Raw genomic sequence first — 25,660 nt, 5'->3', positions numbered from 1 at the left:
CTCGCCCCACGGCAAATCAGAATGTACTTTGCGATTTACCGTTGGGTGGGGACAGGTGGTTGAGATTCTTTGTTTGAGGCGATTAGGGTGGGTGAAACCCGCCCTTACGATCGCACAAATTATACGATGGCGAATCAACGAGACATGATATTAGAGAACTCGATAATTCATCAGTGTATCCGTGTCAAAATCCGTGTCGTGCCTTCTTCCTTACCCTAAAAAGAAATAATCAAGTAACCGTTCAGGAACTTAGCACCAGTAACAGATTTCCCAGTTAGCGCCGGAGGCAGCAAAATATTGCGCCGCTGATCGCCCGCTTCGATCGTTACTTCCGGCCCGGATTGAATCAATTTAATTTCTTTCTTGTCAAACCCAGGCAAAAACAAACTAACTTGACGCTGTGCAATGTTTATGTTAATCGGTGTAGGAGCTTTTGCCGCCTCAGAAAAATCTGGCAAAGCATCAATTAGCGGCTGCCAGTTATTGTCACTGTGCGCCGGAACCGAAACAGCCGTCAAAGGCTCAAAATCGGCAGTAAGAGCTTCTGTAACCGGTGCTTGATTGACAATGACACCGCCCACAGTCAGGCTAACTTGTTGAGAACTTCCCCAAAGATAGCGGGCAGTTGCGATCGCACTTGCATCCCCAGTCGTCACCAAAAACGCCGCCGTGCGGTTCGGATCGGCCAGCGCTTCCTTACCCTTATCCAAAAGATTATCGACTTGCTTAGTCGATTGAAAAGCATTATCCCCCGACATATCCACAGTCAACACGGTACTGACAACCGGTTGAATAAAAGGTGAAAGCGCTTTCCCCAAATCCGAATCTACCAAAGCTTGGCGGAACCTGCGGATGTACCAACTCAGAATTTCCGGCATTCCCAGCATCCGCAGCGTATCCATGCCGCCATTGCCGTCATAAACAATTACATCGTATTGTTTGCTGTCCTCGTATTCCCGAAGTTCGTTCAACGCCAGCGCGCTGTCCATCCCCGGTAAAACTCCTAATTCTTGACCGTAAATCTGCTTGAAAAAGGGAGTGCGGACATATTGAGCTTCTAGTTGTTTAACTTCGTCCCACCTGCGTTCTAGCAGCGGCGCGCTTTGCACCTGAACTGCTTTGAGGTTGGGGGCGATTTCCTGGGGGTTGAGAGTCAGAGGAACCCCTAGCAGAATACCCAATGCAGGGCCAGGATCTTGGCCGAGCAGCAGAACTCGCTTGCCTTGAGCCGCGTATTTTTTAGCTGTTGCGATCGCGATCGTACTGCGGCCAGTGCCGCCTTTGCCCAAAAATGTCAAAATCAAAGCCATTTTCTGTTCTCACTGCCAAAGCTTACTCTTTAACATTTAAGCGCAACCTTCAGCCAGAGTGGGGGAGGGGGGAGAATGGAGGAAGAGGAGAGTGGGAGAGTCGGTGAGTGGGAGAGGGGAAGAATTGGGAAAATTTTTCCTCTTCCTTCTTCCTTCTTCCTTCTTCCTTCTTCCTTCTAAATCTGTTAAACGGGTTCTAGCTCATCTTCAAAGAACCAAGTCGCAAAACCGTCAAACTTGACAACCACGCCTACTCCGCTACCGTCAACCATTTTGAATCCGTCAACAGTGCCTACTGGATTCTCCTTTATCTTGCCCACTATATTTGCAGGTATCCGATCTCTGAGACGGCGCACCTTCACTCTCTGACCTACTTCTATTGCCACGGAAATTGTTCTCCTGCTCTATATAACCTATATACAACCGTTTATTTTACAGTTTGGCGTCTACTTCGGAACAGCAACACCAGCAGGCGATCGCTCACTATGATTTTCCATCGAAATTTCCACCAACGTTCCCTAAAAGACGGTATTCTAGTCGCGGTTGGTCGATCGTCTACCCGAATTCGCTTGGGTGTGCTTCATCAGGTTCCACAGCGGCAAGCTCAACTTCCAGAGCCTCGCGCACCACGGAGATAATTATTTTTTATCCCTTCGCAAAAACAATCTTTTTATTAATTGCCACAACTACAAGATTTATTTCCAATTAGTCATCCTTCCGGAAGAAGCCAAAAGACATTCAGAAGCATTAACTAATTTTATCTTTGCTATATATAAATCTTCTATTTCTAACATTGACATTGGCTAACATCAATGCTGTAAAGCACTTGGAGTCTGGATTGCAAAATTTTCCGAAGTCAGATTGTAGTAAAGTGCCATGTTGTAACAGTTTACTACAATCTGACAATAAAAAGAAGATTTAATGCTAAAATTTCATGTTGAGAAACTTTATTTTTACTGCTGTGTTACGGCATAAAAAGTGGAACGATTGCCGGATTTAGGGTGTCTGATACAGGAAAGGAAGTCTAGAAACTTCAAGATGACAAAATTGAAATTATGAATAAAATTTTTACCTGTGGGCGCTCGACCAAAATTCCGCTCCTAAGTTTGTCGTTAGCTGTGTTCGCCTGTCTGCCACTCAGTCGTGGGACGATCGCCAGTCCGCTCTCTCCGTCCCCCAAACAGCCGTCGAACGCTACTAAAATTATCTCAGTCGATCGACCGTCAGCACTGCCAACAGCCTCAAAAGCTCCAACAAATCCGGCAACAGTGGCGGCTAATTCCTCCCCAGCAGAGACGATAAACGCCCAGGGAACAGCGGCCGGACGATCGCTCGAAATAGAAGAAATTCGCGGTACAGTCAGCTTTAAAGGACGGCCGGCGGTTGTGGGCGATCGGCTACTCGCCCCCGGAGACGAAATCATCACCGGCCCCGATTCCACAGCCCGTTTAGGCATCGACAACGACGCCGGCATCGTGGAAGTTGCCGAAAAAACCGCAGTCAGAATATCCAATTTGTCAAGCAGTGCAGGCGGCCAAAAAGACACAGCGATTTTTGTCAGCAGGGGGCGAGTCAGGTTGTCGATCGGCAAAACTGCTGCGACAACTCCCGCAGCCAACACCTCAACAATTATCCCCCCAAACCAAATAGCCGCCCTCAATACCTTCAGCGGACTCGGCAAATCCAGTCAAATTGCCCAACAAAAAAGTTCTGCCAAAACCGCCCCAGTCAGAGTTGAAACCCCAGAAGGCGTTGCTGGAGTTCGCGGCACCTCCTTTGGCGTCAGCGTCGGCGGCGGGAAAACCGCCGTCGAAACTATTGAAGGTGCAGTCGTAGTATCCGGCAACACCGACTCGGAATTAGTTGTCAACAGCGGCAACGCTACCACAATTTTCCCTCAAACCTCGCCCGTGGCGCCCTCAGCCAGCCCTCGCCTAGCTAAACTCAAAGTCCGCAGCTTGTTGAGACTCAGTGGCAATATCTATCACCTCAGCGGTCAAATTAACCCGATCGACATAATTTATGTCAACAACGAAGCGATTAAGATCGATCGAAATGGCAACTTCAAAATCCAAGGAATTTTACCTCCAAGCCGCCGTCTCAAAATCGTAGTCCGAGGCCCGTCAATCACAGAACGGCATTATAGCCTCGCAGTTCCCTAAACAACCTATCTAAGAGTAAAGTGCGCGGGCAGTCTCGGAGGAAGTAAGTTAGATCGTAAGTCTTATTTGAGTTGATTATTTCGTAGAGGGGCGAAGCATTTCGCGGTGAAACTTCGTAAGCCCAGTCGCGTCTAAATATTAAAGTCAAGTTTAATGCAATTATTGTGAGGTGTCTCGCCCGCCTACAAATATAATTTAGATGCCCAACAGATTAGTCAAAATAAATAAACTTGGCGTTAACCTTTCGCCATTAGGGTCTTGTAAAATTTCATGACTCTACTAGGGATTCCGGTTGCATCTAAATAATCAAATTGAGTCAACAGTTAACACTCAACCATTCAGTTTTTAGATACCGAGTCAAGAGTAAACTGTCACAAGTTCACAATCCCTAGGAGTGCAACCGGAATTGATATATAGTAAGCCTCGCATCATTTGTGAATTTCTTACTCCCTCCCCTCGATCGGGTGAGGGTTGGAGTGGGTGAAAAAATTTACGACTCATTGAGGATGGATATAACTCCTCTCGAAAGTCGGAGTCTAATGTCAATGAATGCGTAAAATTAATTGCATGAAGTTCAAAGAATGGATCGATCGTCTCAAACAAAATCAACTGCTCGGTCTGCGGCACTATATAGCCACAAACCCTCCCTGGATGACAGGAGCAATAGTAGGTATAATGTCTGTCGCCATGCTGCAATTTGGAATGTGGAAACCCCTTGAATATTTGGGATACAAAACCCTATTTCAAATTCGAGAATCGGGTTTTTTTCCAAATCCGGGATGGGATAAGAGAATTGCAGTAATTGCGATCGAACGGCATTCCTTGCAGGAATACGGTCAATTTCCTTGGCCTCGCAACCGCTACGCCCAACTGCTAGAGGCGCTGAAAAAATCCCCCCCCACAGCCGTTGGTTTTGACATTCTTTTCCTCGATCCAAGCCCTAAAGATGATATTTTAGCCCCGGCAATTGCCGCCAACGGCAAAGTTGTACTCCCTAGAACCCTCAAAGAAGAACCCGTAGCATCTTTAAAAGCAGTCGCCGCAGGTGTCGGCCACATCAGCCAAGAAGCCGATAGCGACGGTATTAGCCGCGAGTCAAAAATTTTTCTCAACGGGATTCCTAATTTCGGTTTAGCCATGACTCACAGGTACAATGCTGCTAACCCCGAAGATCCAGTATTGCTTCCCCAGTCAAAAAATAAGCAGGAAAAAAAAGTTTGGATTAACTGGCCGGGGAAAACAGAAAATCTATCTACCTATGCTTTTGTTGATGTGGTACAAGGTAGAATTCCTGCAGACGCTCTGGCCAATAAGTTAGTTTTAGTTGGCATAGTTGCTACGGGTTTAGACCCCATATCTTCACCTCTCAACAAGACTACGGCTGGGGTTTATTTATATGCAGCGTTGGTTGACAATTTGCTCAATCAACGCTTGCTGCAGCGGCTGCCGGTACTGGTAGAAATTTTGTTATTGTTGGGGATTGGCCCGCTTACCGCTTTGGTTCTGTCCAAGCGAGGTGTTCAAGAGAGAATTGCGATCGCTCTCGGTTTGCCTGTTGTTTGGATTGCGGCTGCGGCTTTGCTATTTGGCTTCTTTTTTTGGTGGGTTCCGATTGCTGCACCTATCGGCACTCTCATTTTAGCTGGCACTGCTTTGCAACTGCGGGAACAGTACGAAAAGCAGCAGTTGATGAGGTTATTTGAAAAGCACGTCGCTCCGGAGACGGCTCAGCTTATTTGGGAACGAAAAGCTGAGATATTTGAACAGGGAGAACTCGAACCTCAAGAGCTTACAGCAACCGTGCTGTTTATGGATATTCGTAGTTTTACTTCGATTTCAGAAAAAATGCGACCGCGAGATTTGCTCACCTGGTTGAACAATTATTTGGAAGCGATGACCGACTGTATTATGGATCACGGCGGTGTTGTAGATAAATACATCGGTGATGCAATTATGGCAGTTTTTGGGGTACCTTTTTGCCATACCGAATATCGGCAAATTCAACAAGATGCTTTGAATGCAGTTGCGGCTTGTATTGCAATGCACGAACGGCTGCACCAACTTAACCAGCAGCTTAGAAGTGAACGCAAACCTTTAATTAAGTTTGGTATTGGTTTGCATACCGGACAGTTAGTTGCGGGCAGCGTCGGCGGTTCCCGGCGTTTGAATTATTCTGTGATCGGCGATGCTGTCAATGTTGCTGCTAGATTGGAAGCGATGAATAAGGAAATTGTTTCTGACAGTCCTTTTAATTTGTTGGTGACGGCGAGGACTTTTGCTTACGTGCGCGATCGCTACGAAGGCCAAAAAGTAGGCTCGATTCAATTGCGGGGCAAAAAAGAAGAGACTGTGGTTTATGCTATTTTGGGTGAAAAGCATTAGTTATTGGGCATTGGGCATTGGTTCAGGACTGACGTATCAAAACCAAAGAAACTGGGTTTTTGGCAGTTGATGCCAGCATTCACGAAATATTCTCGCAAAAAATCCCGGTGGTTGAGCGAAGTCGAAACCCTGACCACCCGTGCGTAATTCTTAATCTAATCAAATACGCTCAGTCGCAGAGTTTTAGCTATTTTTTCTAACAGAAGTAAGCCACCGATAGAATTTCCGTCTCGATCCAAGGGCGGACTGTAAGATGCGATCGCACCTTGACCCGGAATTACCGAAAGCATTGCCCCGCTCACTCCCGACTTAGCCGGCAGTCCCACCCGCAGCGCAAAGCGGGCGGATGCTTCATACAAACCGCAAGTTGCCATCAGTGCTTTGACAGTACGGCAGTTTTCGCCGATTTGTCGATCGCCACTATTTACCAAAACCATCCCCAGCTTAGCTAAATCTTCCACAGTTCCCGACAAACAGCAGACGCGGTTGTAGGTTTCTAAAGCAATTTCCGCGTTTTGAAGATAACCCGATTCTACCATTTTTAAGGCGAGATTCCAATTATTTTGATTAGGATTTGTCTTCACTGAATCAAGCATTAACTCGTCCACAAATAACTGACTGTTTGCCTGTTGATTTAACCAATCGAGCAAGTTTTGACACCGCGCCACAGCATTTTCACCGGGAATCAAAGACGCTAGGGTGATCGCCCCGCTATTAATCATCGGATTTCTCGGCTTCCCTTGGTCTATTTCGAGTTGAGTTAAGGAATTGAAAGGCAGTTCCGAAGGCTCGCAGCCCACCCAGTCAAAAACCGTTTTTTCTCCCAATTGGCACAGCAAATAAAGCAGCACTAAGGGCTTGACTACACTCATCAGCGGGAATGTTTGAGCAATACTACCCCAGCTCAAAATTTTACCGTCAATTTCCCGAATTTGCACGGCAAAGCCTTGTCTATCTGCTTGTGCAAGGAGAGGGATGTACGCGGGGATTTGACCGGATTTACTGCGATTTATTGCCTCTTTTGCCCAAGCTGCCAGTTGTTCGGGTTGCAGGCAAGATAGTTTGCTGGTGGATATTTGCACTATAGATTATTTAGATTATTTAAAATTTTAGATTGGCATTCCTGGCGCGATGTTGAGCCAGAAACCCAGTTTATTAACCGAATTGCGTCACTTCAGCTCTCTGTGACCAGAAACCAAGCTCGAACTTCAGGCTATTGACATTTCGGCGCACCGGCAGAAAATAAATTTTTCATAAAAAACCTGTATTTTGCATAAAAACCTCTCCTTCACCCAGATAGATAATTAGCAGCTTCAAGGCAATGCTGCTAAACAAAACAAACAAGCACTAGCTTGAAATGCCTTCAGGTTCTGATGTCTAAGCCCCAGTAAGGAGCGGGGTACATATTTAACTTAATTCTTTCAGAGTTCGCCAAATCCTGTCCGGAAAACCCCCGAACCTTTAAGAATTTACTATCCAACCGGATCTACAAAAACCAAGATAAAAAAATGACAGAAGCGAAAGCAGAAGCACCAAAGCCCGCTCCCATGATTTTTAAGGGTGTGTGCAACGACGGGGTTCTCAAAGGCAAAGAAATAGAAGGCAAACTAGATATCAAAGTCAACGTTGAATCTGTCAAAACCCCTGAAGCAAAGCCCACAAAATCCCAGTGGGAGCCAATTATCTTTTGGGTATTGTTTGCATTCATGGCAAACTTGATTGTCGGCGACCCCGCCGGAATGAGAAAAAAATACAGCTCCCCACAAAGGTCTTCTTCTCATCAGATTTTAAACCAATATGGGGAGCAGTCGCTGTTGCCTAAGAAAAACACCAGCAACTTGCCACTTTAGGCCCTGGGAGCCTGCCAGCCGCGCAAATAGTAATAGAAAGACCCGAAATATTCATCGAATACTCGCGTCGTAGTTACCAAAGCTTCTGCACTAGGCAAAAAATCTCCCGCGTCTAAGCGCAGTCTGGAGCTCCCTCGTGAGGTGGGTTGAAAAGTGTAGAAGTCGGTAGCCCTGGGAATCACCTGAATTCCCATATTCGCAAAAGCTAGGCTGGCACGGCGCATCTGAATCGCAGATGTTACGAGGATGACTTTGCGCGGGGCGCCACGGCTGTCGAGTATTTTTCTCACCTCTTCAGCGCTGGTGCGTATGTTGCTGCCGTTATTGTCCAGAACGATACTGCTGCGTGGCACGCCCATGTTGTTTGCCAGCAAAGTCTCGATATCCTTAGCTTCGCCAACATAACCCTCCAACTCGTGTCTCGGGCCAGCGGTAACGATGACCATCGGTGCGAGTTGTTTTCTGTACAAAACGGCAGCATAGGGCAGGCGATTGCCGGTATCTGTTAGTTGAATCGCTACTCGGTTGGGGATGTGAGGCTGAGTAGTTCCCTTGCCCAGTAGGACGATTGCCGCTGCGGTTTCGTCGCAGCAAACTGTGCGGACGGCTGCGGCGGCGTCCCGTTCTGCTTGTTCGGCGAACCAGTAAGCAACAACTGGCATACTCGAAAGGATTAAAACTAGCAGGGCTGCCAGGATCATTCTCGGCGCCGGGTTGCGGATGCCCCCGTTCGTGATCAGCGCCGATGCAATCACCAGCAGCGTGATGGAAAAACCCAGCGGCTTAAAGAAGAAGGCTATGAGCCCGAAAATCGCTGCTCCGACCGGGGTGTCTGGTGCAAAAAAAGCTAGAATCAAAAGGCTGATCAGCAGTAAAACGCGCAGCCGGTCTAATAAAGGATTGTCTTTACCCCCTGATTGATCCCACCACGATTTGATCAGTGAGAACAGGAGGAATAGAAATAGAATGCGAGCTAACAGTTCTGGCATCTTGCAATATTCTGTGTCTTCATAAATTAGTACAGAAGTTTTGGAAACGAGCGCGAATTTAGCTGCGGGAGGAAATACGGGAATCGGTGAGTTTTTAACGGTCGCCAATAACGCAGCCCGATCGCATTTATCCTAATGCTCGCTTCCGGTCAGCTATCAACTATTGGTTGCAGGGTGCAAGCCCGCTACTTCCAGTCACAGATTGCTGACAGTTAATTGGTAATTGATAACTGGTAATGGTTGATTGGTAATTGGTAATGGATCGAGCACGCCGCAGGTGGAATTGACAATTCAAGCTTGCTTTGTTCTGCCTACTTTTTTCCCCATTACCTGTTACCGATTCACCAATCCCAATTTATCGGCGCTTCAGTTGATTCCGAATTGCCTCCGTTACCGTTTGAATTACTTTAACACGAGCATAATACTTGTTATTGGCCGCAATTAGCGTCCAGGGAGCAAGCGGCGTGCTGGTGCGCTGAATCATTTGATTCACAGCCACTTCATAATAATTCCACTTTTCCCGATTTCGCCAATCTTCCTCGGTGAGTTTGTATTGTTTAAATGGATTGTTTTGCCGCTCTGTAAACCGCTTTAGTTGCTCGTCAGGACTGATGTGCAGCCAGAATTTAACTAAGACACAACCGAAACTGGTAAGTTGCTCCTCAAATTCGTTGATTTCCTGATAAGCTCGCCGCCATTCGAGTTCGGCGGCAAATCCTTCGACTCGCTCGACGAGCACTCTACCATACCAACTACGATCGCAAATGCTAATTTTACCAGCCGTTGGCAGCCGCTGCCAGAACCGCCAGAGGTAGTGATGCGCTTTTTCTTCGTCTGTCGGGGCCGCAAAGGCATTAACGGTGTAACTGCGGGGGTCTAATACGTCCGTCAAGCGTTTGATTGCTCCTCCTTTACCGGCGGCGTCCCAACCTTCAAACATCACTAATACGGGGATTTCCTCTTCGTCAATGCTTTGTTGCAGTTTGCCAAAACGGGTTTGTTGTTCGCGAAGTTGCTCTTTGTATTCGTCGGGCGACAGCGATTGAGTTAAATCTACTTGGGCCAGCAAGTCGGGTTCGGTGGGTTGCAACCTTTCTTGAGGTGGCAATTTTACGGGTGCAGATTGCATCGGCAGCCTGTCTAAGGCTTCTGTAATGGTCGCTGCCATTTGCGTTAAAACTTTGACTCTGGCCCACCGCTGACAATCGCCTTCTACTAGCGTCCAAGGTGCGCGGCCCGTGCCGGTTTGGGCCACCATTTCTTCTGCCAAAGTTGTATATTCTTCGTATTTTTTGGCTTGTTTCCAGTCTTCGGGCCGCACTCGCCAAGCTTGTAAGGTGTCGTCTTCTAGTTTTTTGAGCCGGTGCTTGAGTTCTTTTTTGCTCAGGTGAATCCAAAATTTGGCGATTGCCGCGCCGTCATCTACCATCTGCCGCTCGAAGGCGTTGATTTGCCTGATGACTGTGGGTACTTGGGCGTCGGAGACTCGATCGAACAATCGGTCTTCTAAAATGTGAGTGTACCAACTGTGGTAGAAAAAACCAATTTTGCCGCGGGCGGGGAGTTTCTGCCAAAACCGCCACAGGAAAGGATAGCCCATTTCTGCATCTGACGGCGGCCAAATTGGGTGGACGGCAAACCCCCGCGGGTCCATATACCCGACCATTTGTTGGACTAAAGCGCCTTTGCCGGCGGCGGCCCAACCTTCGAGGACGATAATTGCGGGCAATTTTTTTTCTCGGCAGGCCAGTTGGAGCGATCGCAACTGTTGCATTAAAATTTCTATCTTGGCCTCGTAGGTTTCTTTATCTAGGGAAATGTTTAAATCCAGGTTGTCAAGCATATTTACCTTCTACCAATCCGAAATCTAGTTTAATGTTAGTTTAATGTTTGGATAAATCCCAGCTAAAATCAGGTAAAAAAGTGATAGTAACTACTGTTACGGTCGGTTAAAACTGCGATACTTCTCCCCTCAAAAACCTGCTCCCGTCCATACTACCAAAACTCTCCTGACCTCAAACTTGCAAAAAAAAACAGCTCAGGTTATAGTTGAGATAGGGGACTTTTAAATAAGTTCAATTTCTCCCCTCCCCCGATCGGGCGAGTTAACAGGAGGAGCAACAAATCCCTGAGAAAGGATTTATTGTAAAACAGAGCAAAAGTAAAAATAAACTACCCGGTGGGGGTGACAACTTCTTTACTTAGCTGTAAAAACTTGATCCAAACAATAGTTACTTAAGCACCAAGCTTGGTAACGAAAGAGAGCGCGACTCATCGACATCCAGCCATAAATTTACCTACAAAATTAGCCCCAAAGGGCCAACCAATTTTTATGATTGCCTAATTAGATAAAACCTGAAAACCTGGGTGATATAAACAGGTTTCTGAGTTTTATCGACACCACAATAAATCTGCATTACATCCGCGTTTACCTGCGTTCATCTGCGGTTAATCATCAAAAACTCGGAGTTTTGCAAGAAATTCACTGTACTTGTTTGCCAATACCACTTAAGAGGAACAGTCCGAATTTACGGATTGCAAGTTTTCTATGAATATCTTAACAACACGCTCCTACAAGGGCGAAACTGACTGGTGCGCGATCGCAAATTTAATCGATGCTTGCGAAGCAGTCGATCGACTCGGCGAAGAAGTCTCAGCAACTGAACTTAAGCTAATACTTGATGCCCCCAAACTCGACCAAGCCCGCGACGTGCAATTGTGGGAAGATGGTAATTACAAACTAATCGGTTTGTCACTCCTAGATATGCCCGATTCGCCAGAGGAAATCGACGCTTGTCTTTGGTTTTACGTGCATCCAAACGTGCGCGGCGCAGGTTTGGAAAAATATATCATTAAGTGGGGCGAAAAGCGGCTGCGCGAAGTAGGAAAAGAACGGAATTTGCCTGCAAAATTGCGTACCTACAGCCGGGAGGACAAAACCGATGAGATCCGGCTGCTAGAAAAACAGGGCTTTGAGGTCGATCGCTATTTTTGGACAATGGCCCGATCCCTCGCCGAACCGATTCCCGCGCCGGAATTCCCAGCAGATTTTGCACTGACTCACGTATCGGGAGAACAAGACATCCAACCCTGGGTAGAAATGTTCAACCAGTCATTTATCGATCACTGGAATCACCACGATTTAACTGCGGAAACCGTGCGTTATTGGATGCAAGATCCGAATTATCAGCCGGAATTAGACTTGATTGCTGTTTCGGGCGATCATAAATTTGCTGCTTTCTGCGACTGTCAAATCAAATCCCAAAAAAATGCCCGCAGCGGCACAAAAGACGGTTGGATTGAATTGCTGGGTACGCGGCGCGATTTTCGGAAAATGGGTTTAGGAAAAGCGATGCTATTAGCTGGTTTGCATAAGTTGAAAGCAGCGGGTGCAAACACAGCTAAACTCAGCGTTGATGCTGACAGTTTGACAGGGGCGACAAAGCTTTACAAATCGGTCGGTTTCCGCCCGATGGAAACTTGGATCGAGTGGGCAAAAGCCGTGTAATATCAAATTTAGTTAGATATCACATCTTGCACCATTGGCTATAAGTTTTTCAAGAACAGGCAAGAAGCCTGTTCCACAAGACATTAAGTTTATTGTGGAACAGGCTTCTTGCCTGTTCGCAAGATGCGATGCAAAACCGTCGCACTGTGTCATTGTTAGCTTTGTTTCGTTACTTCGACATAAATATGTTCTAACCGCACCGGATACCGAGCGATTGAATCAATAGAAATCCCGTCGAACAGCAAAATAATCTCTTTTAATTCTAAACGTTCCGGCAGCCAAAAAGCTAAATCGCTACCGTAGCGACGGGGGATGAAACTGTATTGTTTAGCGCGGGCGATGACTTCAGCTTCTTCGTCGGTTTTTACGATGATAATTTCTTGAGCCGGAATCAGTTTTTGCAACTCTTCTAAACTGCCCTCAGCTACAATACTGCCATTTTTTAGAATCCCGATTTTCTGACAAAGACGCTCAGCTTCATCCAACAAGTGAGTTGTCAGCAAAATTGTAATTCCTTCCGATTGCAATCGCTGAATCAACTCCCAAATTTCATAGCGAGCCTCAATATCTAAACCCGTTGTCGGTTCATCTAAAATTACTAATTTAGGCTGGTGTACCAAAGCCACCGCAATATTCAAACGGCGCTGCATTCCTCCGCTCAAAGTTTCTACTGGGCTTGTAGCTCTATCTGTCAAATTTACTGCTTTCAAACAGTGTCTTACTTGATAGCGCCGCTGCTTGCGCTCTAAGCCGTAAATTTGAGCAAAAAAGTTGAGGTTTTCCTCACAACTAAGGCTTTTGTAAAGCAAATTTTCTTGAGGCGCTACACCTATTAAGGATTTTGTAGAGTCAGAAACAGGTTCGCCATTAATAGAAACCTGGCCGCTGTCGGCATTTAACAAATTACATAAAATATTGATAGTTGTAGTTTTTCCCGCCCCGTTTGGTCCGAGCAAACCGTAAATTTCTCCAGCTTGGATGTGCAGTGTTAAATCTTTAAGCACTGAACGTTCGCCATAGGACTTATTTAGCTTTTCTATTTGCAGCACTGCTTTAAGTCTCCGTATTATTTTATATATTTACGGTTTTTTCTGAACGATATTAAACCGCAGAGAGCGCAGAGCGCGCTGAGTCTCCAGAAGAGAGAGATGAATAATTACCACATAATGAGATAGTTTTAAAGTCTTCTTTCTACTCTCAGCATCCTGCGGTAAGAAAGCCATCCACCTGCAATCATGGCAATAGAAAATATGAATAAATACCAGAAGTGTTCGGCAATATCAGCCAAATCTTTGCCGTCAGCCCACACGCCCATCAGCGCTTCGTTCATGTGATAAATTGGATTGTACTGGGCGAGTTCCAGCAGACTTTTGGGAAACAGCGAAGTCGGCAAAAATGCGCCTCCTAAAATCAACAAGGGGACGCCGAAAGCGGCTACTAGGGAGTTGACATCCTCAGTGCGCCTCGCAAACTGGGTGCCGAGAATAAAGCCTACACCTACATAAGATACAATACTGAGCAGAATAATCGCACATCCTAGCAGAAGAGAGCCTTGGAATTGTGCTCCTAAAAAAGAGGCGATCGTGTATACTAAAATTACCTGACCGATGCCGATGCAACTGTGAGCCAGGAAAATCCCTAAAAAGTAGGAAGTGCCGCTCAGAGGGGAAATAAACAAGCGTTTGAGGGTATGCTGTTCTCGCTCTGCTACTACTGTTGCTACGCTACCACCGAGACAGCTAAAAAATAAAGCCGCTCCTACTAAGCTTGCAGGTGCAGCAACTTCAAAGGCTTTTGCTGTGCTGAGATTAGCCCGTTCTTTTAAAATTAAACCGTTAATAAACAAGATAGAAACTGGAAATATACTCCACAGGACTAAGCTGCGTCGCCGCCTCCCCAATTCAATTAAAATTCGCTGTGCTACTGCGAGCGTTTCGTACCAGTATTTCATAGGAAATCTATTAGTATTGTGAGAATTGGGAATTGGTGAGCACGCCACCGGATATCATATCATAGAGATGCCAATAAGTTGAACTCTCAATAAAAAACCCGCCGACGCGGGTTTTGTGATTTTAGAGAAATAGGTTTTAACACCAGTTAAAAAAAAAGGGAACTGTAAGAACTTTCAAAACCATATCGAATCAGCTATTCCCAATCGAAAAGCGAAAATTGTATAACTTGTCGCGGTTTCTCGCTGGTCTCAATTAATACTAAAGTTCTTACCTCTGTAGCATCCTTGAAAGGAAGTTAAACTGGTGCGGTTTGTCTGTTCCAATTTAGTCACCAGGGAGGAAGTATTGGAACTGCCAGTGGTAGCACCCCACTTGTAGATAAAGTCGCCGAGATTGTCTCCGGTTTCTTCGTAGCTGTGCTCTTCAATTGGAATTCCCGAAACTCCTGAAACAGTTTGGTTGTGGTACCCGTTAACGATGATTTTTTCGATAACTGCGCCCGGTTCTGCGGTAATGTTCCATTGCACCGGTTCGTAGGCTGAAAGTGCGAGAATTATTGGCTTGTTTCGGCGTTCTACCTTGACTTCGATCGCACTTTTTGATAAATCTCGGTTCTTGTGATCCGCATTGGCTTCGTAAACGCCTATTAAATGAAGTTCTTTATTTCCGCTTGACGAACCGATATAACCTGAAAAATCGTCGGAACCGCCAAGCCCGCAGTTAGCGCCAGAACTAATTGGAGAAATAAAAGCCGCTTTTTCGGCTATTTTCTGCTGCACCGCCGGTACTACCCACAATCCGGTTCCGATGCCTAAAGCACCTATCAAAGCGGCCGCGATACCGAAAGGAAGGGCATTTGTGAGGTAGCGAACAACTGGTTTGGCTGTTAGTTGAGATAGCGTTTGCTGCCAAGTTTCACCAGTTTGTCGATCGGCATTCCCGCCATCGAGACAGGCCAATAAACCTAAACTTTCCGGCTGTTCGAGCAGACTTTGAACAGTTTTCCCCTCGCCGACGTAGAGATTTCTAGTTTCGGTGTCTAAAAGCAGCCAGTAGCGATCGCCCTCGCCGAGGTTGTACTCTTGTAGCGCAGGATCGACTAAATCGTGCTGCAAAAACACCAGCCAAGCCATATTATTGCCAGTGCCGACTGTTTTGCCGTCGCTGGAAATAAGTTGGTCGATGTCGGGTTCCCAGCGCCAAGCTACCCAACGACTATCTCCTCGATAGCCCAGGGATTTTTCTAGTTGCGGATGAGCGGTTATTTCTAAGCGTTGAACTAAGTTTGACACTAGATGTCCTCCTCAAGTGCGTTAGCGAAGCCCTCGGAGAGTATCGGGTCTAGAGCAATTTTGTTCCAATTTAAAACAAATATTTTGCTCATGAAGAGCCTCCGAATAATCGGGTTAATTTTGTCTGGCTAATGTTATCAGCCTGTACTTTCCAAACCACACTGGCTTAACAAAAATATGTCTGTTTAATGGCTTAGCTTGAGAAATTGGAGCTGGCGAGCACCCGCCTGGGAATAATTTTAACCTATGCCGATCGCTAATCCTGTTACGGATTAAAGCTGGCTATCTATCACTGCTTCTACCTGGTTGTCCAGTTTTGAAAGAGTGCTTGGCCGATAGCGTCTACAAGTTCTTAGCTTAACTTTTATTTGGCTACTTTGCTACAAAATATGCCGATCGCACCTGACATAAATATTAAGCAGGCAAATAAATATTCCGGCTTCCTCGCGGGTGAACAATCCCTAAAAAAGAGACGGTTTCAGAGAAACCCGGTTTCTGTGATGAAAGTTCTGACACTTCGCCGATTACTGGCGGGGCCCATCAATCGCATCTCTAGTCGGTGCAACACCTCCGGGGCTAAAGGAACTCGGCGGCACTCTCGGAAGATTGAGATTGGGATTGGGGACTAAATCGCTGTTGCTATCGCCAGCAGTTCCACCCGTGGGAGACGCACTATTATTGGGATTGGTACTCGGCGAACTTCCCGGATTGAGATTATTGGGATTGGTATTCGGCGAAGTGCCCGGATTGGCATTATTGGGAGTGATATAGGGCGAACTTCCCGGATTGAGATTATTCGGATTGGTATTCGGCGCTGTTCCCGGATTCTGAGTGGTATTCGGCGAAGTTCCCGGATTGGCATTATTGGGATTGGTACTCGGCGCTGTTCCCGGATTGGCATTATTGGGATTGTTGGGATTTGCCGTGCCTGTTGGAGTAGTTATCGGCGTGCCGACACCATCTCTGGTGATGGCGTTGGGGTTCGGGGGAGGAGGCGGAGCAGCCCCATTGGGGTTATTTGCAGGAGCATTGGCGGGGTTGCCCGCAACTGGAGCAGGGTTTTGGGGAGCAGCATTGCTGCCGCACAAGCTGACTAAATCAAAAGTTGTGCCGCCTCGGGTTTCGATGAAGCAAACCGGCACATTTACATCGGGGTTTGAGGCTCTGGGAAAATCGGCTGTTCCCGGCATGGGACGGCTAAAGGCAGCTTCAGCCATCAGTGGGGTCAAGGCCGCCGATAGAGCGGCGATTGTTCGCAATAATCTCATCAGCGTTTCCTCAAATGTATAATTTTATTTTCTCCAGTATTGCCCATAAATCGCTAAGTGTCGTCACTCTAAAAGCCGATCGATGTTTTTGACAACTGCTTCTACAGGGCCACCGCTGGCTGCAACATCTGGCGAACGCAGAAATACAGGTAGAAAAAGCCTAGAGTGCCACAGTCGCGCATCTGCTGCCCTTCTTCCTTGATATTGTTAGTACCGAATTCGCGGGTCAACGTAAGCGTTCAAAATATCAATTACAATGCTGGCAATTACGACAATTGCCGCAAAAAACACCACAATACCTTGAACAGTTGGATAATCGCGCAAGCTAATCGCTTCGTAAAGGCGATTTGCCAACCCCGGCCAAGAAAAAGTAACCTCTGTTAAAATAGCACCGCCCAACAGTGCAGCAAAAGTCAACCCTAAGACAGTAATCACCGGAATTAGTGCATTTTTCAGAGCGTGAGCCCATAAAATCTGGAATTCGGGAATGCCTCTAGCTCTAGCTGCTTCGACATAATCTGCTTGCAAAGTTTGCTTGAGATTCACCCTGACAATGCGCTCGAAAATGCCGCTCAAAAGAATGCCCAAGGTCAAACTCGGAAGTGCCAAATAATGCAAAGATGTGAGAAACTGACCCGGGTTAGCGCTCAGGAGACTGTCAATCGTGTAGAGTCCTGTGTAGCCTTCGGGGGCGGGGAATGTGACGGGAAAGCGAGTTCCCAAGGGAAACCATCCCAACTGCACTGCGAAAATTAATTGCAAAACCATGCCGGCCCAAAAAGCGGGCAGCGAGTAAGTGATAATGCCAAACAAACGGCCTGCAGCATCGAAAATAGTGTTGGGGCGGGATGCTGCCAGGGAACCGATACTGATGCCGACAATTAAAGCTATGGCCATGCTACAAACTGCTAATTCCACTGTAGCGGGGAAATAATCTCCGATAATTTGCCACACGGTTTGTCCGCGAGTGGTGATTGAGGTTCCCAAGTCGAAGCTCAACAAGTCTTTTATGTATTTGAGATATTGCTGCCACAGGGGTGCGTCGAGGCCGAGTTGAGTTCGCATTGCTTCTTTGGCGGCTGCGGGAGCTCGTGAGCCGAGAATGGCATCTATGGGGTCGCCCGGAGTGGCCCGCAACAATAAAAATACTGCTGTGGTGATTGTCCACAACATTAGCGGTGCCAGGAGCAAGCGGAGAAAAATATAAGATTGCAGGGCTTTGGAACGAGACATAATATTTGGGAATTGCCAATTGCGAAGTCATTAGTCATTAGCCAGATGTTGAAGGCATCAGGCAGATGGAAAGCAGAAGATGGAAGAAACAGATATTGTATATCTGCGACTTCCGTGCCGCGAATCAGGGGAATTGGGAATTGCGAATAGACACTTGAGTTGATTTTTGCGAAAAAGTCGATAGACTTTTTCGCAATTGGCGATTTTTCTATTCGCCCAGCAGCGATTCAAAGGCGGCTTGCAAAGACTTGATATCGCCTACTCTGGCTACTAACAAGTTTTCGCTGCCGGCATCCTCCAGCCTATGCCTCCAATACTGGATGCTATCGGAGTTGTTCATCCAGAAACTAATCACGGTGTCTACAACTCGATCGACATCCCAGCCCCGGTAAGGAGAAACTGTCTCCACGGATGCGACAAACGCATCGAGAGTACACTTCCAGTTTCCCAAGTATTCTACACCCGATGGCTGCTGTTGTTTCAGCAATTCCTGCTGCTGGTTAAAAAATGTTAAAGTTGGAGATACGCCCAGGATTTCAAATGTATAGTTCATGTCATCCTCCAGAAGTATTATTTTGCCAAAAGATTGAGCGTCAAAAAAAGCCAAAAACGCTTTAATTTGCTGCTTTTGATGGAATGCAGATGCTTCAATTATCCTCTAGGTACTCGATGGCTTACGCCCGCTACGCTAAGGGATTTTGGCGGCTTATATTATTAATAGCAAATTTTTTAACACCCGATTGTCACAGAATTTACATTTGTCCTGGCACTGTAGAAAAAAATAAAATCAAATTTTTATTAACTAGGCATAAGGAAGACAATGCCCACCCGGACAAAGTGACACCTTTTAGATTTAAAAGTTGAGATTAAAAATTTGAATAATTGGCAATGACTGATGCCAACCACAGTGTAGATCACAGGTCTAAAGTTGTTTTTTTTTACGGAGTGTGACTTTTTGACCGCGAGTCCCTAGAGCGATCGCCACATTCAGGCAAGTAGTGGCATGATTAATATTACAAGTTTTTACAGTAGCGGTGGAAACCTCAGCCCCGTTTTGAGCGGCTGGTCGCTGCACTTCACTATTGCTGTACAATTTTGTAACTTATATGTAGGGAATCTTTTAAACGACAAACGAGCGGCAAACTCGGTAGGTGTCAGAATATTGATGTTATTGAAAAATCTGAGCAGTTGTCTGATGAAAAGCTCGCCCAAGATGTCACTGAGCCTAGTTTTGTTGATACCGCTGGTGGTGCAAATCTCCGTAGCAGTCGGCGTGACTGGATGGCTTTCGTTTCGCAACGGCCAGAAAGCCGTCAATGACCTTGCTACGAGGTTAAGCTTGGAAGTCGCAGCGAGGACGAAAGAAAATTTCCGCAGTTTTGGGGATGTGTCTCATTTATTTCTGCAAATGAATACTGCTGCGATCGCCTCTGGAAACTTAGACCCAGAAGACTTCCCCAACTTAGAGCGCTATTTGTGGAACCAGACCAAGCTGAGCGATCGAAATACAACCATCTACTACGGCGACGAACAGGGCAGATTCCTCTTGCTCAAGCGAGAAGCAGAACACTTAGTATACATCAGAGACGAATCAACCGCTCCAAACCGCCAAATTTATCGCCTAGATAGCCAAGGAAATCGCACTGAGTTAATCAAAACCGTCCCCTATGACCCCCGTACTAGACCGTGGTACCAAGCTGCCAAACAGTCACGTAAAGCCACTTGGTCTCCCATCTACGTCTTCGCAGCACCGCCAGTGCTGGGCATTACGCCGGTGATGCCTATTTACAATGACACAGGTAAGCTGCAGGGGGTACTGGCAATTGACCTGACTCTTTCTCAAATCAGCGATTTTCTCAAAAGCATCAAAATTAGCCCGTCGGGACAAGTTTTCGCGATCGAACGCAGCGGTCAAATAGTCGCCAGTTCTACAGACGAATTGCCCTTTGTCACCGACAAAGAGGGACAAAAACGGCTGTTGGCGACACAGAGCAAAAATCTGCTAATTCGATCGGCCTCCAAATACTTGCAAAAACGATTTGGTAGTTTTGAAGAAATTGACAGCAAAGGACAGTTTACCTTCGAGATAGAGGGCAAACGTCAATTCATTACTGTTGCTCCCCTGCAAGACGGCCGCGGCCTCGATTGGCTGATTGTAGTCGCAATCCCGGAAGCAGACTTTATGGAGCAAATTAACGCCAACACTCGCACAACTATCTTATTGTGCTTTTTTGCCTTCGTACTGGCGATCGCACTCGGAATATTTACCTCTCGCTGGGTTGTCAAACCGATTACCCGATTGCTGGAAGCTTCCAAAGCTTTAACAAAAATGTCCGAATCATCCGACTTCACCTCGGTAGAATTAGACGGCGAAGTCGAAGTTCAAGGCGTCAAAGAACTCGGTCTTCTAGCTCAGTCTTTCAACCAAATGGCCCGACAATTGCGATCGTCTTTTGTTGCCCTAGAACAAACCAACTCTAGTTTAGAACAGCGAGTAGCAGAGCGCACTGCCGAACTCGAAGCCGCCGAAGCAGAGTTGCGGGCTTTGTTTGCAGCCATGAAGGAATTAATTATAGTTGTGGACGCCAGCGGTCGCTACTTAAAAATCGCGCCCACCAATCTATCCCTGCTGTACAAACCAGCCGAAGAATTAATGGGCAAAACAGTCAGAGAGATGTTTCCGCAAGCTACAGCCGACTATTTTATCAACCACATCCGAGCAGCTTTAGATACTCAGCAAACTGTCAGCATCGAGTACGATTTAACCATTAACGGCGGCGAAGTTTGTTTTGCAGCGAGCATTTCGCCGCTTTCTGAAGAATCGGTAATTTGGGTGGCTCGCGATATTACCGAACAGAAGCGATCCGAATCCGTGCGACGCCAAAGGCAAAAACAATTGCTCAAGCAAAATACGGTTTTGGTAGAACTGGCAAGAAATAAAGCGCTGTATCGAGGCAATTTGCAAGTAGCTTTGAGGCAAATCACCGAAGCGGCGGCTCATACCCTAGAGACAGAAAAAGCTGGGGCGTGGCTATATGATGAGAGTCGATCAAAACTGCAATGTCTCGACCAATTTCACCGCAGCAACCACCAGCATTCCCAAGGTAATGAAATCGCAGCAGCAGACTATCCAAATTATTTTAAAGCTTTGGAAGAACACCGAACGATCGCAGCCGATGACGCTCTCTCAGATGTTAGAACTAGAGAATTTGTGGCATCTTACTTTACACTAATCGGCATCAAATCCACCTTAGATGCGCCAGTGCGGCTGGGAGGACAAACAGTGGGAGTCATCTGTATCGAACAAGTGGGAACTACTCGCAACTGGACATTAGAAGAACAAAATTTTGCTGCTTCCCTGGCAGATTTAGTATCATTGGCGATCGAAGCCAGCGAGCGCGATCGTACACAAATCGCTTTGCGCCAAGCAGAACAAAAATATCGCAGCATCTTTGAAAATGCCGTCGAAGGCATTTTTCAAAGAACCCCCGAAGGTCAATTCTTGAGCGTAAATCCAGCTTTAGCGCGCATCTACGGCTACGCCACTCCTGAAGAATTAACATCAAATCTCACAAACATCAGACAGCAAGCTTACGTCAATCCTCAGCAGGGCGATAAGTTTATGCGGGTGATGGAAGAATTCGGAGAAATTTCGGGGTTTGAGTCAGAAGTTTACCGCGTTGACGGCAGTGTAATTTGGATATCCGAAAGCGCGCGTGCAGTGTGCGACGCCGACGGCAAGGTACTCTACTATGAAGGCAGCGTTGAGGATATTAGCGATCGCAAAGTCTTTGAATCCGCCTTGCAACTCGCCCTAGAAGCAGCCGAAGCCGCTTCCACCGCAAAAAGCGCTTTTTTAGCAAACATGAGCCACGAACTGCGAACACCTCTGAATGCCATCATCGGCTACAGCGAAATGCTCCAAGAAGAAACCGCAGAATTGGGTTACGATGAACTCACTCCAGATTTAGACAAAATCCGCTCTTCCGGCAGACACTTGCTATCACTAATTAACGACATTCTCGACATTTCAAAAATCGAAGCCGGTCGCATGGATCTTTACTTAGAAACCTTCGACATCGCCACCTTGATTGAAGAAGTAGCATCTACCGCCGTGCCACTAATTGAGAAAAACGGCAACACTCTAAACTTGCACCAAATTAGCAATATCGGCACTATGCACGGTGACATTACGAAATTGCAGCAGATTTTATTAAATTTGCTGAGCAATGCCGCCAAATTCACTCAAAACGGTACAATTACCCTCACAGCTAGCCGAGAAAAGATTGGGGGCGACAGCAGTGAAGCAAAACAAGAAAACACTTATGAACCTGTAGCAAGCTCTCAATCTTCAATTGCTAGTAAAGAATTTTTAGTTGTTAATTGTACAGATACAGGAATTGGGATGACTCCCGACCAGTTGCAGCAAATTTTTCAACCCTTTACCCAAGCAGACGCTTCCACCACCCGCAAGTACGGCGGCACCGGTTTGGGACTAGCCATTAGCCAGCGTTTTTGCCTAATGATGGGTGGCAATATTTCCGTAAAAAGTCAGGAGGGTGTTGGTTCTACTTTTACCATTCGCTTGCCGATTAATCTGCAAAATTAGGTAGTGGCCTGAAGGAAAGGATCAATAGAATAAAACCGAATTCAAAGAAAAGTAGGCATTTTGAGTTGTAAATTAGCCTTATAATGATGGACAAAGCGCCAAATAGCAGCAATAGGATTCTCCAATTTTTTAGAGAAGGATAAGCTTTTTCTTACCAGCCGAGATACTCGTTGTCGAATGGTGCAGTTGAAGCGCTCGATATAGCTAGTAAAACCACTATCTTTGTCTACACTGCGATGACGTTTACTGGGCAATACAGAATCATAGGCGCTCCAATGGTCAGTATAAATAACTGCACCTTGACGATAAACTGGTGGCATTGAATTCCATAATGCACTCTTCTGATACCGCGCTACGAGCTCCAATATGTACGCCACCAATTTCCCTAGTCTGGGCATCCAATGCAAGCCATACCCACTGCTGATTTCCTTTATTATCGACAAACGACCATAACTCATCCATCTGAACATTCAGGCGCTTTTTTGGCGAAAGCACTTACCTCCACTTGCTTCTTTTCAACAACAGAAGCGGCATTTACGTAGCGCTGGACTGTATCTTCTGATACTTATAATAGCCGAGCAATCCCAGCCTGAGAAATACGTTCAAGTAGCATCCGTGACATTAACTCCTGTTGTTCCTTGGTAAGAGCTTTCCATGCCGGATTCAAAACAAATTGACGACCACATTCTCGACATGTCTAGTTTTGTTTACGATGCCGAGTTTGACCGTTACGACTGACTGCTTCGCTCGCCACAATTAAGACAAGAATGAATTTCTACTGTCATCTCACTAATGGTAAACACTTCTCTCTAAGAGTATCTTACTCCATCCTTTCCTTCAGAACACTACCCTACTTATGATTCTAAGGGTAGAGAAAGGGTGAATACAGCCCCTTGACCGGGTTTACTATTGGCTGTAATGCTGCCTCCATGCGCTTCAATAATGCGTCTGGCAATCGCTAGACCCAGACCAACCCCATTCTTACTAGAGCGGCTCGTGGTGTAAAACTGTTCAAAAATGCGAGGTAAATCGGTTTCAGGAATGCCGCTTCCCTGGTCTCGAATTGAAATCAGAGCCTGTTGCTGGTTGCCAGAGGCAGCAATGAAAATACGAGCATTAGGGGTAGAGTACTTAATCGCATTGTCTAAGAGATTCAAAAAAGCCTGTAATAAGCGTTCCGAATCGCCCATAATCCGAAGGTCAGCAACATCAACTTCTACAGTCACGTTTTTAGCCTGCATACGAACTTCCATTGCTCTAATCGCACGGCTGATGACACTTTCTAAGGCAATGGCTTGGATTTCTAATAGCGTGACACCCGCTTCTAAGCGTCCTAAATCAAGCAAATCGTGAATCAAGCCCGAAAGCCGCTTCGTCTCCTCTTTGATGGTTTGAAAGAAGCGATCGCGCAACTCCAGCTCATCCACAGCGCCACGCTCCAGCGCATCAATGGTGACTTGAACGTTACTCACAGGCGTCCGCAATTCATGGGAAACATTCGCTAGGAAGGCTCTGCGTTCGTTGTCCAATGATTTCAACCGTTCACTCATACGATTCAGTTCCGTTGCGAGTTGGTCTAGTTCATTGCTTTGACGAATCACGAGTTTGTCATCAAACTGTCCTCTACCCACACGAATCGCAAAGTTTCGCATCACCTCAATGGGTTTAGAGAGACTTCGGGCTAATCGATCGCTGACCAAGGTACAGAGAAGAATGGTCATGCCAAGGGCGGCTAAAATTGTCCAGATCAGCCTTACAAACTGTTTCTGAAACTGTTCTAAAGTAATCGAGATGCGTAATATCCCCAACATCTGACCGTTGCGAGTCATCGGTTTGACAATATAGAGGCGATCGTCTGTTGATAAAACCCCTTTAGCAATGCCCTGCATCGAATGACCGTGTAGTGCTTCTGAAACGCCAGGTATCAGCAGCCAATTGGTGATTTGTCGATCTGTTTGAGGGTTAGAGGTGGCTAGCAGCGAACCTTGGGCATCAAAGACACGGAGTGTGATATTGGCGGGTGCCCCATGGCGCCGAACAATGATCTGCACCCGCTGCGTATCTTTTTCTTCGAGGGCATCTGCAACGCTCTCGCTCAGTGCTGTTGCCCAGTTTTCTAAATCTGTCTGACGAGACTGCATGAAAAAGGCATAAAACGTCCATAGGATGTAACCCGACATAAGCGAGGTTCCTAAGACGATCAGGAGCAGGTAGGTAAACAAGAGCTTCGTGTGGATTGAATTCCACCGAAGAGATGCTAACCATCTGCTCGTGAAGGAGTCTTGGGCAAAAAGTTTCATCGGCTCAAACATGACTGGGATAAATGGTGTATCCGTTGCAAGCGATCCTAACCTAGCGCCATTGGTCACGGATTGAGCCAACCGAGCTATCAAACCCTTGAAGGATGCCTTAACCGCTTTTAAGCAGATTCCGCATGATGGCGGCGCAGCAAAGCTTTAATCCGTGCGAGCAATTCCTGCGTATTGAAGGGTTTGGTCACATAATCATCTGCCCCTGCCTCTAAGCCCAACACTTTATCCATATCTTGGTCTTTAGCCGTTAGCATCAGTATAGGCACATTAGAAAAAGCGCGGATACGCCAACACACTTCCATCCCATCAACTTCTGGCATCATCAGATCGAGCAGAATGATATCGGGTACTTGCTTGTGGAATTGTTTGATCGCGCTGTGTCCATCTGGTGCTGTAGTGACCTCATAGCCTTCCTTTCTCAGTGAGTAAGCAAGGCTTTCACAGAGTGGGGCTTCGTCGTCTACCAACAAAATATGTGGCATTAGTATAAATAGTTACATTTCATATCGAAAGTCTCAAAGATAGGATTCATCGACATCTACCTTGAGAGGTAAATTGTCTTGCTCCTACTCAGGTTTTGCTGCTTACAAATACTAGGCAGCAAAACGATGGGCAGTTACGAGCGGTTATACAATAAAATATTTAACCGCTTGTTTTATAAAAATGGTTAATGTCTATATATAGCCTTTATCAGAAAGATGAGGTATCATGTTACTGACCCTCACGAGTGAGTGTCAAGCAGAGAAGATAAGATCAAATGAACTATAATTACATGGTTCAGTAAAGCCACGCG

General features: G+C 46.4%; 19 protein-coding genes and 1 pseudogene. 5 read left to right on the top strand and 15 right to left on the bottom strand.

The features are described from left to right. Positions 1-215 precede the first annotated feature (215 nt). Complete coding sequence (locus QUA27_RS23320; protein WP_333070924.1) at positions 216-1,310, bottom strand: Get3/ArsA fold putative tail anchor-mediating ATPase NosAFP; 1,095 nt, start codon at positions 1,308-1,310, stop codon at positions 216-218. A 185-nt stretch (positions 1,311-1,495) separates the two neighbouring features. After that, positions 1,496-1,696: a cytochrome b6f subunit PetP gene (gene petP, locus QUA27_RS23315; RefSeq protein ID WP_333070922.1), complete on the bottom strand. Its 201-nt coding sequence runs from the start codon at positions 1,694-1,696 to the stop codon at positions 1,496-1,498. A 669-nt stretch (positions 1,697-2,365) separates the two neighbouring features. Here petP and QUA27_RS23310 point away from each other — a divergent pair. Together QUA27_RS23310 and QUA27_RS23305 are read left to right on the top strand one after the other, a co-directional pair. Then, a complete protein-coding gene (locus QUA27_RS23310; RefSeq protein WP_333070921.1) occupies positions 2,366-3,472 on the top strand; it encodes a FecR family protein in 1,107 nt (368 codons plus the stop codon). Between the two features lie 567 nt (positions 3,473-4,039). Continuing rightward, positions 4,040-5,854, top strand: a complete 1,815-nt coding sequence (locus QUA27_RS23305; RefSeq protein WP_333070919.1) for a CHASE2 domain-containing protein — start codon at positions 4,040-4,042, stop codon at positions 5,852-5,854. A 155-nt stretch (positions 5,855-6,009) separates the two neighbouring features. On the opposite strand, the gene glsA is transcribed toward QUA27_RS23305, so the two are convergent. Further along, positions 6,010-6,936 (bottom strand): glutaminase A, encoded by a 927-nt coding sequence (gene glsA / locus QUA27_RS23300; RefSeq protein ID WP_333070916.1) that lies wholly within the window; start codon positions 6,934-6,936, stop codon positions 6,010-6,012. A gap of 426 nt (positions 6,937-7,362) precedes the next feature. Here glsA and QUA27_RS23295 point away from each other — a divergent pair, with 426 nt between their 5' ends. Further along, entirely contained in the window at positions 7,363-7,704 is a 342-nt protein-coding gene (locus QUA27_RS23295; RefSeq protein ID WP_333070915.1) for a hypothetical protein, read from the top strand. Here the strand turns inward: QUA27_RS23295 and QUA27_RS23290 are convergent. Then, positions 7,701-8,801 (bottom strand): YdcF family protein, encoded by a 1,101-nt coding sequence (locus QUA27_RS23290; protein ID WP_333070914.1) that lies wholly within the window; start codon positions 8,799-8,801, stop codon positions 7,701-7,703. The genes QUA27_RS23295 and QUA27_RS23290 overlap by 4 nt on opposite strands. A gap of 247 nt (positions 8,802-9,048) precedes the next feature. Continuing rightward, positions 9,049-10,536, bottom strand: coding sequence for a polyphosphate:AMP phosphotransferase (pap, locus tag QUA27_RS23285; RefSeq protein ID WP_333070913.1), 1,488 nt, complete (start codon positions 10,534-10,536; stop codon positions 9,049-9,051). A gap of 705 nt (positions 10,537-11,241) precedes the next feature. Between pap and QUA27_RS23280 the strand changes: the two genes are divergently transcribed. Then, a complete protein-coding gene (locus QUA27_RS23280) occupies positions 11,242-12,201 on the top strand; it encodes a GNAT family N-acetyltransferase (RefSeq protein ID WP_333070910.1) in 960 nt (319 codons plus the stop codon). A gap of 155 nt (positions 12,202-12,356) precedes the next feature. Here QUA27_RS23280 and QUA27_RS23275 read toward each other — a convergent pair whose 3' ends face one another. From QUA27_RS23275 to QUA27_RS23245, 7 genes are all read right to left on the bottom strand, one after another. Next, positions 12,357-13,250 carry an ABC transporter ATP-binding protein gene (locus QUA27_RS23275; protein ID WP_333070909.1) on the bottom strand — a complete coding sequence of 298 codons (894 nt, stop codon included), beginning with the start codon at positions 13,248-13,250 and terminating at the stop codon, positions 12,357-12,359. Between the two features lie 128 nt (positions 13,251-13,378). Further along, on the bottom strand, positions 13,379-14,152 hold the full coding sequence (locus tag QUA27_RS23270) for an ABC transporter permease (protein ID WP_333070907.1): 774 nt from the start codon (positions 14,150-14,152) through the stop codon (positions 13,379-13,381). 249 nt (positions 14,153-14,401) lie between these two features. Next, positions 14,402-15,445 carry a hypothetical protein gene (locus tag QUA27_RS23265; RefSeq protein WP_333070905.1) on the bottom strand — a complete coding sequence of 348 codons (1,044 nt, stop codon included), beginning with the start codon at positions 15,443-15,445 and terminating at the stop codon, positions 14,402-14,404. A 524-nt stretch (positions 15,446-15,969) separates the two neighbouring features. Beyond that, positions 15,970-16,713, bottom strand: coding sequence for a hypothetical protein (locus QUA27_RS23260; RefSeq protein WP_333070904.1), 744 nt, complete (start codon positions 16,711-16,713; stop codon positions 15,970-15,972). A gap of 207 nt (positions 16,714-16,920) precedes the next feature. Then, the gene (locus tag QUA27_RS23255) at positions 16,921-17,946 is read right to left on the bottom strand and encodes an ABC transporter permease (RefSeq protein WP_333070903.1); all 1,026 of its coding nucleotides are present in this window, start codon (positions 17,944-17,946) and stop codon (positions 16,921-16,923) included. Positions 17,947-18,154: 208 nt separating this feature from the next. Next, positions 18,155-18,499, bottom strand: coding sequence for a hypothetical protein (locus QUA27_RS23250; protein ID WP_333070902.1), 345 nt, complete (start codon positions 18,497-18,499; stop codon positions 18,155-18,157). A gap of 369 nt (positions 18,500-18,868) precedes the next feature. Beyond that, positions 18,869-19,039 (bottom strand): hypothetical protein, encoded by a 171-nt coding sequence (locus QUA27_RS23245; RefSeq protein WP_333070901.1) that lies wholly within the window; start codon positions 19,037-19,039, stop codon positions 18,869-18,871. A gap of 120 nt (positions 19,040-19,159) precedes the next feature. Here QUA27_RS23245 and QUA27_RS23240 point away from each other — a divergent pair, with 120 nt between their 5' ends. Continuing rightward, positions 19,160-22,555, top strand: a complete 3,396-nt coding sequence (locus QUA27_RS23240) for a PAS domain S-box protein (protein ID WP_445251537.1) — start codon at positions 19,160-19,162, stop codon at positions 22,553-22,555. Positions 22,556-22,596: 41 nt separating this feature from the next. Here QUA27_RS23240 and QUA27_RS27515 read toward each other — a convergent pair. The 3 genes and pseudogenes from QUA27_RS27515 to QUA27_RS23225 all read right to left on the bottom strand — a co-directional run bounded on the left by QUA27_RS27515 (position 22,597) and on the right by QUA27_RS23225 (position 25,349). Next, a pseudogene (locus QUA27_RS27515) lies at positions 22,597-23,324 on the bottom strand (IS1 family transposase). 85 nt (positions 23,325-23,409) lie between these two features. Continuing rightward, positions 23,410-24,735 carry a sensor histidine kinase gene (locus QUA27_RS23230; RefSeq protein WP_333070896.1) on the bottom strand — a complete coding sequence of 442 codons (1,326 nt, stop codon included), beginning with the start codon at positions 24,733-24,735 and terminating at the stop codon, positions 23,410-23,412. A gap of 239 nt (positions 24,736-24,974) precedes the next feature. Next, entirely contained in the window at positions 24,975-25,349 is a 375-nt protein-coding gene (locus QUA27_RS23225; RefSeq protein ID WP_333070894.1) for a response regulator transcription factor, read from the bottom strand. Positions 25,350-25,660: the final 311 nt, after the last annotated feature.

It is taken from the genome of Microcoleus harperi Pol14_C6, from assembly GCF_036701295.1.
Taxonomy (GTDB): Bacteria; Cyanobacteriota; Cyanobacteriia; order Cyanobacteriales; family Microcoleaceae; genus Microcoleus.
Note: the sequence above shows the minus strand (reverse complement) of the source record. Positions and strands in the feature narration are given on the sequence as shown.

Coding starts and splice junctions, on each gene's coding strand:
- QUA27_RS23320 (WP_333070924.1), bottom strand. CDS start 1,310: ATGGCTTTGATTTTGACATTTTTGGGCAAAGGCGGCACTGGCCGCAGT.
- QUA27_RS23310 (WP_333070921.1), top strand. CDS start 2,366: ATGAATAAAATTTTTACCTGTGGGCGCTCGACCAAAATTCCGCTCCTA.
- QUA27_RS23305 (WP_333070919.1), top strand. CDS start 4,040: ATGAAGTTCAAAGAATGGATCGATCGTCTCAAACAAAATCAACTGCTC.
- QUA27_RS23295 (WP_333070915.1), top strand. CDS start 7,363: ATGACAGAAGCGAAAGCAGAAGCACCAAAGCCCGCTCCCATGATTTTT.
- pap (WP_333070913.1), bottom strand. CDS start 10,536: ATGCTTGACAACCTGGATTTAAACATTTCCCTAGATAAAGAAACCTAC.
- QUA27_RS23280 (WP_333070910.1), top strand. CDS start 11,242: ATGAATATCTTAACAACACGCTCCTACAAGGGCGAAACTGACTGGTGC.
- QUA27_RS23270 (WP_333070907.1), bottom strand. CDS start 14,152: ATGAAATACTGGTACGAAACGCTCGCAGTAGCACAGCGAATTTTAATT.
- QUA27_RS23260 (WP_333070904.1), bottom strand. CDS start 16,713: ATGAGATTATTGCGAACAATCGCCGCTCTATCGGCGGCCTTGACCCCA.
- QUA27_RS23255 (WP_333070903.1), bottom strand. CDS start 17,946: ATGTCTCGTTCCAAAGCCCTGCAATCTTATATTTTTCTCCGCTTGCTC.
- QUA27_RS23250 (WP_333070902.1), bottom strand. CDS start 18,499: ATGAACTATACATTTGAAATCCTGGGCGTATCTCCAACTTTAACATTT.
- QUA27_RS23240 (WP_445251537.1), top strand. CDS start 19,160: ATGTCACTGAGCCTAGTTTTGTTGATACCGCTGGTGGTGCAAATCTCC.
- QUA27_RS23230 (WP_333070896.1), bottom strand. CDS start 24,735: ATGTCGGGTTACATCCTATGGACGTTTTATGCCTTTTTCATGCAGTCT.
- QUA27_RS23225 (WP_333070894.1), bottom strand. CDS start 25,349: ATGCCACATATTTTGTTGGTAGACGACGAAGCCCCACTCTGTGAAAGC.